This window comes from Nocardia carnea (assembly GCF_029868855.1).
Lineage (GTDB): Bacteria > Actinomycetota > Actinomycetes > Mycobacteriales > Mycobacteriaceae > Nocardia > Nocardia carnea_A.
In genome coordinates, this window is the sequence record NZ_JARWOV010000121.1 from 24,853 (window position 1) to 33,117 (window position 8,265).

The 8,265-nt window shown below is 68.9% G+C and carries 8 protein-coding genes; 3 read left to right on the forward strand and 5 right to left on the reverse strand.

Going from position 1 to position 8,265, the window contains the following annotated elements:
* Positions 1 to 129: 129 nt before the first annotated feature.
* The 3 genes from QH195_RS11860 to QH195_RS11870 all read right to left on the reverse strand — a co-directional run bounded on the left by QH195_RS11860 (position 130) and on the right by QH195_RS11870 (position 3,827).
* A complete protein-coding gene (locus tag QH195_RS11860; protein ID WP_280435392.1) occupies positions 130 to 1,368 on the reverse strand; it encodes an oxygenase MpaB family protein in 1,239 nt (412 codons plus the stop codon).
* A 112-nt stretch (positions 1,369 to 1,480) separates the two neighbouring features.
* Positions 1,481 to 2,842: an MFS transporter gene (locus QH195_RS11865; protein WP_280435393.1), complete on the reverse strand. Its 1,362-nt coding sequence runs from the start codon at positions 2,840 to 2,842 to the stop codon at positions 1,481 to 1,483.
* 40 nt (positions 2,843 to 2,882) lie between these two features.
* Positions 2,883 to 3,827 carry an SDR family oxidoreductase gene (locus tag QH195_RS11870; RefSeq protein ID WP_280435394.1) on the reverse strand — a complete coding sequence of 315 codons (945 nt, stop codon included), beginning with the start codon at positions 3,825 to 3,827 and terminating at the stop codon, positions 2,883 to 2,885.
* Between the two features lie 210 nt (positions 3,828 to 4,037).
* On the opposite strand from QH195_RS11870, the gene QH195_RS11875 reads away from it, so the two are divergent.
* Positions 4,038 to 4,892, forward strand: a complete 855-nt coding sequence (locus QH195_RS11875; protein ID WP_280435395.1) for a helix-turn-helix transcriptional regulator — start codon at positions 4,038 to 4,040, stop codon at positions 4,890 to 4,892.
* A gap of 99 nt (positions 4,893 to 4,991) precedes the next feature.
* On the opposite strand, the gene QH195_RS11880 is transcribed toward QH195_RS11875, so the two are convergent.
* Positions 4,992 to 5,627 carry a TetR/AcrR family transcriptional regulator C-terminal domain-containing protein gene (locus QH195_RS11880; RefSeq protein WP_280435396.1) on the reverse strand — a complete coding sequence of 212 codons (636 nt, stop codon included), beginning with the start codon at positions 5,625 to 5,627 and terminating at the stop codon, positions 4,992 to 4,994.
* Between the two features lie 70 nt (positions 5,628 to 5,697).
* On the opposite strand from QH195_RS11880, the gene QH195_RS11885 reads away from it, so the two are divergent.
* The gene (locus QH195_RS11885) at positions 5,698 to 6,657 is read left to right on the forward strand and encodes a zinc-binding alcohol dehydrogenase family protein (RefSeq protein ID WP_280435397.1); all 960 of its coding nucleotides are present in this window, start codon (positions 5,698 to 5,700) and stop codon (positions 6,655 to 6,657) included.
* A gap of 79 nt (positions 6,658 to 6,736) precedes the next feature.
* On the opposite strand, the gene QH195_RS11890 is transcribed toward QH195_RS11885, so the two are convergent.
* Positions 6,737 to 7,255 (reverse strand): DUF4232 domain-containing protein, encoded by a 519-nt coding sequence (locus QH195_RS11890; protein WP_280435398.1) that lies wholly within the window; start codon positions 7,253 to 7,255, stop codon positions 6,737 to 6,739.
* A gap of 231 nt (positions 7,256 to 7,486) precedes the next feature.
* Here QH195_RS11890 and QH195_RS11895 point away from each other — a divergent pair, with 231 nt between their 5' ends.
* Entirely contained in the window at positions 7,487 to 7,984 is a 498-nt protein-coding gene (locus QH195_RS11895) for a DUF6764 family protein (protein ID WP_280435399.1), read from the forward strand.
* Positions 7,985 to 8,265 lie beyond the last annotated feature (281 nt).

The window sequence follows — 8,265 nt, forward strand, 5'->3', positions numbered from 1 at the left end:
GGACAGGCCGGTTCGGCGCGTATGGCCGCGCCCTGAGACAGTCCGCCACCAGCGGGGAGATCTTGCTGGTGGCGGACAGTAGTTCGGGGCCGGCCGAACAGACCGGGCGATCATCGGCCTTTCCACTGGTTATTCGATCGGCGACGCCGGATCGCCGACCGCTGCTCGAGGTGCAACGGAAATCCCGCGGTCATCGGGTCCGGCGGCGCTGTGCCGATATGGGGTCGGGTGGCCGGGTGTGGCCAGCAGCTCGCGGGCTGCCGCCAAGTTCCTGTCGATCATGGCGTCCCACAGTCGTGCATCGCGGCGGCGGCGCTCACGTGCTGCCGCGAGCCCGGACAGCGCCGGCCCCAGCCATACGTCGGCGACCCGGGACGCGGGAATTCGAAGGTCCCTGCACAGGCCGTCGCCGTGGATCCGGCGTGTGATTGCGTTCAGTGCCGGTCGCGCCAGCCCGCTCGGCACCTTCAGTACCTCATGCATCGTCGAGGCCACCGCCGCGAGCGTCGCGTCGGCCAGCGCGGCGGAGTCCTCGGTGACCGGCCCGGTCACGGTCTGGAAGAGATCATCGATACGCTGTGCCGCCGCGTTGCTGGTGATGCCCTCGACCAGACGTGCGTCGATCCCCAGGAGATGAGCGATGTACCACCAGTAGCGGTACAGATCGGCCGTCTCGCGGTTGGTCGACCCGAACCCGAGACGTTCCTCGGCAGTGCGGCCGGTCAGTGTGAAGTCCATCCAGGTTCGCCCCAGGTCGACCTGATTGATCGGATAGCCGTGTACCGACGCGTCGTAGCCGCGGTCCAGGGCGAGTTTTCGCATATGCGCGTGCAGCATCCGGACCTCCAGGGTCGCCACGTAACCCGGCTGGCCGGCGCGCAGGCTTCCCGGAATCATCACCTGGCGGTGCCAGGCGCCGGTCTCCTGGAGCCGGCGCTGCGCACCGTCCACCAGCCGGCCTGTTGTGGTGAGCACCTCGGAGATCGACGGCGACTCGTAGACCCGGATGAGTGCGCCCGCGCTGAGCGCGATGAGGTGGACCGTTGCCGGCGCGGTGTAGAACGGCATCGAGGCCTGATCGAGCAACTGGTCGTCGACATAATCGGGCCTGCTCTCGGCTTGCCGCAAGAGTGCCGCCAGGGCGGGTGGTGGGTCGGCGAGGGCGGCCGAGCCCTCTCGGATTCCCTTGCGCAGCAGGAGTCTTGCCTTTTTCACCCCGATTTCGTGCATTTCGGTGACGACGGCGTCGGCCAGCTCGTCACCGGTGGTCAATGCCCACCGCATCAGTTCGGCGCGGGCCTCGCCGAACTGAGCCAGGACGGTCTGCCGGCCCGCACGCCCGGTCGGCCATTCGAGCTGTTCGATCACGATGTCTCCTCGATGATTGGTGCCAACTACTCGGATCAGGTTTCCGCCCGACCCGGGCATCCGCGGCTGGACTGCGGTACCCGGCCCGGCGGCGTACCACCGGGCCGGCCGATCAGCCGCGGACCCGGGCGAGTGGCCTGTCCGATGGGATGGGGGTGTTGCCGCTCTTGGCCATATCGCTCAGTACCTCCGCGGCAGCGAGCTCGTCGCGCGCGGCGAGCTGGTCGAAACCGTTGACGGCGGGGTAGACGTAGCGGCCGAGGGTCGCGATGAGGAGCGCGCCGACGACGAGGACGCCCATCAGCACAGGGATGACCGGGTCGTAGGAGCCGAGTTCGTCGTAACCCAGCCCGAGGAGCAGCGGCCCGAGTGCGCTGCCCAGGAGGAAGACGGCTTGGACCGGTCCGAGGATCCGGCCGAAGTTGCGGGTGCCGAGATAGCGGGTGATGAGTAGGGCGAGCAGGTCGCCCTCGATACCGAACGCGATGCCGATGAAGGCGACCGCGACGACGGCGGTGGAGTAGGGCGGCTGCAGGAAGAACATGCCGACGATGGGGGCGAGGATCGCGATCGTACCGATGACGGAGGCGTGGACCCGGTCGATGAGGAAGCCACCGGCAACGCGGCCGGCCAGCGATGCCAGGCCGAAAACGACCAGCAGCGAGCCTGCCTGGTCGTCACTCAGTCCGCGGTCGGTCATCATCGGTACGAGGTGGACCTGCAGGCCGTAGACCACGACCCCCACCAGACCCAGCCCCGATGCGATGGCCCAGAACTGCCGGGTGCCCAGCGCCGCACGGACCGTCAGGCCCGGCAGTTCGAGGCTGACGTCCCGGTCCCCGACGTGGGCTTCGGGGGCGAGTCGCCCGCGCACGTGTTCTTCCGCCCGGGCCCGGACGAACAAAGTGACCATCGTGACCGACACCAGCGCGGCGACCAATCCCATGACGCCGTAGGTGAGCCGCCATCCGATGCTGTCGATGAGCATTCCCGCCAGCAGGGGCGCCAGGGCGGCGCCCAGACCGATGATGCCTGTCACGACGCCGACGGCGAGGGCGCGGTTGTTGTCGAACCAGCTCACTACCGCTCGGGTGGCGGGGACAGCTGTCCCGGCACCGAAGAACCCGACGAAGAAGCACGGGATGTAGTAGACGGCTTCGACCGGCGGTACCAGAGCGATCATGGCCATCGAGGCCGCGAACAGCACGAACCCCGGTACGAGGATGTAGCGGGCGGCGTATCGGTCGACGAGCTGCGCGACGATGATCAGGCCGATCACCATCCCGACTGCGGCGACCGAGAACGAGCCGGTGACGGTGGTGCGGCTGAAGCCGGTGTCCTCGGCGATCGGTAGTACGAACAGGCCGATGGTGGCCAGGTACATCTGGGGGCCGACGGCATTGGCTGTACCGGCGCCGGCGACCACCCACCAAGGGCTTCGTCGCTTGCCGGCGGGGCGGGTTGGCGAATTCATGTGACTGCTCCGGTGGCTCGGTTGTTCCGGGGTGGCGAGATCAGGCGGTGGGGAAAGAGGTCTTGGTGAGTTCCTCGGAGACCTGCCAGACGCGTTCGGCTTCCTCCGCACTGCGCAGCGGCGGGTAGAGCCGCTGCTCGGCCGGCGCGCCGCCGAGGTTGCCGGGCCCGCCGGGACCATAGAGGACGTGGGACTCGGCGTCGGGGTAGGTCGCCGCCATGAGCGCGGGCAGTGCGGCGGTCTCGCGGGTGCCCGCCAGGATTCCGCGGGCGGAAAGCGCTTGGATCAGCCGGTATTGGGGCACAGCCCGGCTGCGGCCGAGCTCGGGCCGGGCAGCCAGCAGGCTGGTCGGGGCGACCCCGGGGTGGGCGAGGTTGCTGGTGATGCCCCAGCCGTGGGCCTTACTGCGCCGCGCCAGCTCCAGGCCGAACAGCCCGAACGCGATCTTGGACTGGCTGTACGCGCGCATCCCGTGATAGCTGCGCTCCCAGTTCAAGTCGTCCCAGTGGATGGCGCCCCGCCGGGCCGCGATGCTGATCTGTGAGGTCACCCGGGCCTGCCCGGCGCGCAGTAGCGGCAGCAGCTGGGCTACCAGGGCGAAGTGGCCGAGGTGGTTGGTGCCGAACTGCACCTCGAACCCATCGGCCGTGGCCTGGCGGTTCGGCGGCCGCATCACGCCGGCGTTGTTGATCAGGAGGTGAATCGGGTGGCCTTCCGCCCGCAGCGTGTCACCGAGGGCCGCGACCGACTCCAGTGCGGACAGGTCGAGGTCGCGCAGCGATACCTTCGCGCCTGGGGCAGCCCGATCGATCTCGGCGATAGCTGCTTCGCCCTTGCTCGGGTTGCGGACGGGCATGATCACTTCCGCTCCGGCAGCCGCCAGTCGCGCGGCTATTCCGAGGCCCATGCCGTCGCTGGCGCCGGTGACGACGGCGCGCTTTCCGGACAGGCTGGGGAGGGTGATGTCGATCTGTGTGCGTGGCATCGTTCTGCTCCTGGTTGCTGGTGTGCGTTCGTCGTCGCGCTCGCTCGCGCCATGGCATTGATCCTCAGCGGACCGTCCGGGCGCATCCAGGACCTATCGATCACAGGCTCGCCCGGCCACCGCTGCGCGCCGGAGGGGGATCGGCAGACCGTGGCTACTTCTTCCCGCAGCCGGTAGAAACGGGGGCAGTGCTTCAGAGAGGGGAGCGTGGTGATCGATCGCACCGGATTGGCGGGGTTCCTGCGCCATCGGCGTGCGGCGCTGCAACCCGAAGACGTCGGCCTGCCGCGCAGGTCCCGTCGCAGGACCAGCGGGCTACGGCGCGAGGAAGTCGCATCGCTGTGCAATATGTCGGCCGATTACTACTCCCGGCTGGAACGGGAGCGTGGGCCGCAGCCGTCGCAGCAGATGCTGGCCTCGATCGCGCAGGGGTTGCACCTGTCGCTCGATGAACGCGACCATCTGTTCCGCCTCGCGGGGCACAACCCACCGGCCAGGGGAACGACCGGCGAGCACATCAGCCCCGGCCTGCTGCGCATCCTCGATCGGCTGGCGGACACTCCCGCGGAGATCGTCACCGAGCTCGGCGAGACCCTGCGGCAGACTCCGCTGGGGATCGCGCTCACCGGTGACACGACCCGGTACACCGGGCCCGACCGCAGTGTCGGATACCGCTGGTTCACCGACCCGGCCGTCCGAAATTTCTATGCGCCGGAAGAACACGCGTTCCTGAGCCGGAGGTACGCCTCGGGACTGCGCGAACTCGTCACCCTCCGCGGTCCGGGCTCACGAGCGGCCTATCTGGCCGATCTGCTCCTGGACCGCAGCGCGGAATTCCGTCGTGTATGGGACGAGCACGAGATCGGGGTCCGGCCGCACGATGTCAAGCACTACATCCACCCGGAAGTCGGTGCGCTGGAACTGAACTGCCAGCGGCTCATAGATCCTGGCCAGGCTCATATGCTGCTCGTCTACACCGCTGTCCCGGGCAGCGAGAGCTACGAAAAGCTCCAGATGCTGTCTGTCGTCGGAGCGCGATCGCTCCACGGAACCCGCGGCTTGTAGAGCCACTGCAACCGGCCACAATTTCGAGTGGTCCGCGCCCGGTTCGGCCTCATCCGCGCCGTGCCGGGGTTCGTGCGATCGTCAGGGGCGGCCGCCCGGTCAGGGCAATCGGGCCGCGAGCCCGTCGAGGACAACGCCGAGCTGCCGTTCGAACCTCGGGTCGCCGTCGTCGCGGAGATGTCCGGCGGCCTTGACCAGCTCAGCGCCTTCGCCGAGCCATGCATCGCGTCCGGTGAGCGAGTATCGAGCGGGGTCGGACCCGGCGGACGGACCCCGCTCCTGCTCTTCGATGACGAAGCCGACCACGAAGGCGGTGACCAGATCGAGGGTGTCGTCCGCCTCGGCCAGGGAGAACCCCGTCGCGGTCAGACGTTCGAGCCAAGGTTCTTTTGCCTTCACGATTGCGGGGTCGGCGACACGCGTACCGCTGAAGATGCGCGCCCCATCCCGGTGCCGCAGGTACTCCGACCGCAGAACGCGGGCGTAGGCGGCTATGCCGTCACGCCAGTCGCCGGCGGGCGGGATCGCCGCGAGTGCGTCGGTGACGCGGCGCATGACGAAGGTGGCCATCTCGTCGAGTAGTTCCTGTTTGTTGCGGACGTGCCAGTACAGGGCGGGGGCCTTCACGTCGAGCCGGGAAGCGAGCGCACGGACGGTGAGGGCGTCCATGCCCTGCTCGTCGAGCAGGTCGAGTGCTGCCGTCACGATCTGCTCCCGGGTGATTCCCTTTGCCACGGTTGACACCTTAACAAAGTTAAGGCACCGTTGTCGGCATCGGAGATTAACTTAGTTAAGGAGTCATCTCATGCGTGCTGCAGTCGTCGACGCGCCCGACGCGACACCTGTCTGTGCGGACTTCCCGGAGCCCGAACAGCGACCCGGCCGGCCGCCGCTACGGCTCGTGGGTGCGGGTTTGCACCACATCGTCCGTGGGATGGCCACCGGTCGCCATTACGGCGGCGGCGGGGTCTTTCCCCTCGTGCCGGGCGTCGACGCGGTGGCCAGGACCGGGGACGGACGGTTGGTCTACACGGGCTTCGCCCGGTCGCCATGGGGGACCATGGCGGAATGGCTGGTCACGCCGTTCGAGGAGGAAGTGCCCGCCGGGGCCGATCCGCTCGCGGTCGCCGCCGGGATGAATCCCGCCCTCTCGGGCTGGATGCCGCTGGTCGCCCGGCGTGAGATGGCGGGCGAACTCGGTACCGTGCTGGTGCTCGGCGCGACCGGTATGTCGGGTGGTCTGGCAGTACGGGCGGCGCTGTCCCTCGGTGCGAAACGGGTCGTCGCGGCCGGGCGGGACCGCGAAGCGCTGGAGCGACTGCGTGGTCCGGGCGTAGATACTGTTGCGCTCGCACCAGATGCGCCCGAGGACTGGGCGGTCGCCCTGGGTGCGGCCGTTGCCGAAGCGCAGCCCACCCTCGTCCTCGACTACGTGTGGGGCCCCGGCGCCGAGGCCGCCTTCGCGGCACTGGGAACGTCCGGTTCCGACGACGACGGCGTGGCGGTCGACTACGTGCAGATCGGCTCGCTCGCCGGAACCGAGGCGGTGCTGCCCGCGGCACTGCTGCGCAGCCGGCGGATCCGGGTCAGCGGCAGTGGCAAGGGCTCGGTCTCGAAGGAGCAGATGATCGCCGAGTTTCCGGGCATTCTCGCCCGGTTCGCCGACGGCACCTTCGATGCGCCGTACACCGTGTACCCGCTCAGCCGCGTAGGCGAAGCCTGGGCGCATCAGGGGCGCACCCGGGCGGTCGTCGTACCGGACTGACCGGGATCGACCGGCCGTGGGTATACCCGCTGCGAAGAATCCCCGCGCCGACCGTTGCCGGCGCGGGGTGACGGGTTGCTCAGGAGGCAGGTTGCAGTGGGCCGATGTAGGTGCCGGGGTGGGTGGCACCGTCCTGGCGTTGCACGCTGACGCCTGCGGGCCACGGTGCTTCGATCGAGGTGGTGGTATCCGGAGGGGTGACGACGAGGGTGGCCGGAACCCAGCCGTCCGGGCCGCCCGGCAGGTAGGTGAGGACACTGCTCACCGCGGAACCCGGCTCCACCACGACCGGGGCGAAATCCGCGTCTTGACGGGGTAATTCGTATACCGGGCCGAAGGTGGGATCCTCCGCGCCCACCAGATCGACCCCCGGGAACCCTTGTACCGCGCAGCTCTGCGCCGAGGTATTGGTCAGCACGACCTCCATCCGGGCCTGGCCGGGGGAGTCGGACGGCCGCTCGCGGGTGCTCAGGTCCAGTGTTTCGGCAGTGCACAGCACCGGCGCGGCCGTACCGGTCGCCGCCGGGATCATCATTGCCGCCAGGGCTGCCATCGCGGCGCCGGCCGATCCGGCGACCCGCCACTTCGTCGAAGTCATAGTTCCTTTCGGATCAAAACGTCAGCGGTCTGTTCGAGCAGATACGTCCCAGCCTACGTAGAGGCTGGTTTCGGCGGTGGTCGACAAGGCAGACCGCGATGCATTTCTTGCTATGCATCGAAGTTGCATCGTTAAACGAGTAGTGTGAATTCCCACGGGTGGAATAGCCGCTCGGCAGCGAGTCCCGGAAGGGGAAGTAGACCGCAAGAAACCCAGGACGAGGAGGCCGTCATGTTGCACAGCACAATCACTCGCTCGCTCGGAATTCCGGTGACCGTGGGGGCGGCGTCACTGTGGGCCCTCACCGCGGCCCCGGTAGCGAGCGCCGCGCCACCGGCATCGTGCCCGGTGCCGGGCGCGGCGGCTGTCACGGCCGGTGTGGAGGGCGCGTCCTGCTCCGCGGAGAGCGACGCGGGAGGTGCGGCCGCGGCCTACGGGGTCGGCGGCGATGCCGATGCGGATGCTGCGGCTACGAGCCTTTCGCTGGCCATCGCCGCGAACGGCGGCACCGCTACGTCCGCGTCGCAATTCTTGTCCGGTCCGGCCGCGATCGCGGTGGGCCCGCGAGCGCAGGCGACGACCGTCGGGGTGCGACCGGGGCTGTCGATCGGTATCGCCGGTCCCGGAGCTACGGTCGCGGTCACCGGCACCTCGATGCCCACCTGTGCGGGCGGACCCGCGTTCGCGGGAGACTTCCAGACCCTGCAGGGCTGTGTGTCCCTGCGGTGAGGGCCGCGCCACCGCCGGCGGGGCGGGTCGACCGTTTCGGGTCGTCCGACCCGCCGGGAGCCCGGCCAGGCCCGGGACATTATTCGATGCATAAACGATGCAAAATCCGCCGAAGTGTGCCAGGCTTGAACTTGTGAACGCACAACGAGTCGCTCGGGAACCCCGGATCGGCCGACCCGGGGGCGCCGGACCGGAACAGTTCGCGGCGTGGGTCGCGCGGGTGGACAGTTCGCTGCGTGCGCACGTCGGAGAATTCGTGGCCGCCCGATGCGCCGAGGAAC

What these genes read in the sequence shown, in the direction of transcription:
- QH195_RS11865 (WP_280435393.1), bottom strand. Translation starts at nt 2,842, where the DNA reads ATGAATTCGCCAACCCGCCCCGCCGGCAAGCGACGAAGCCCTTGGTGG.
- QH195_RS11870 (WP_280435394.1), bottom strand. Translation starts at nt 3,827, where the DNA reads ATGCCACGCACACAGATCGACATCACCCTCCCCAGCCTGTCCGGAAAG.
- QH195_RS11890 (WP_280435398.1), bottom strand. Translation starts at nt 7,255, where the DNA reads ATGACTTCGACGAAGTGGCGGGTCGCCGGATCGGCCGGCGCCGCGATG.
- QH195_RS11885 (WP_280435397.1), top strand. Translation starts at nt 5,698, where the DNA reads ATGCGTGCTGCAGTCGTCGACGCGCCCGACGCGACACCTGTCTGTGCG.
- QH195_RS11895 (WP_280435399.1), top strand. Translation starts at nt 7,487, where the DNA reads ATGTTGCACAGCACAATCACTCGCTCGCTCGGAATTCCGGTGACCGTG.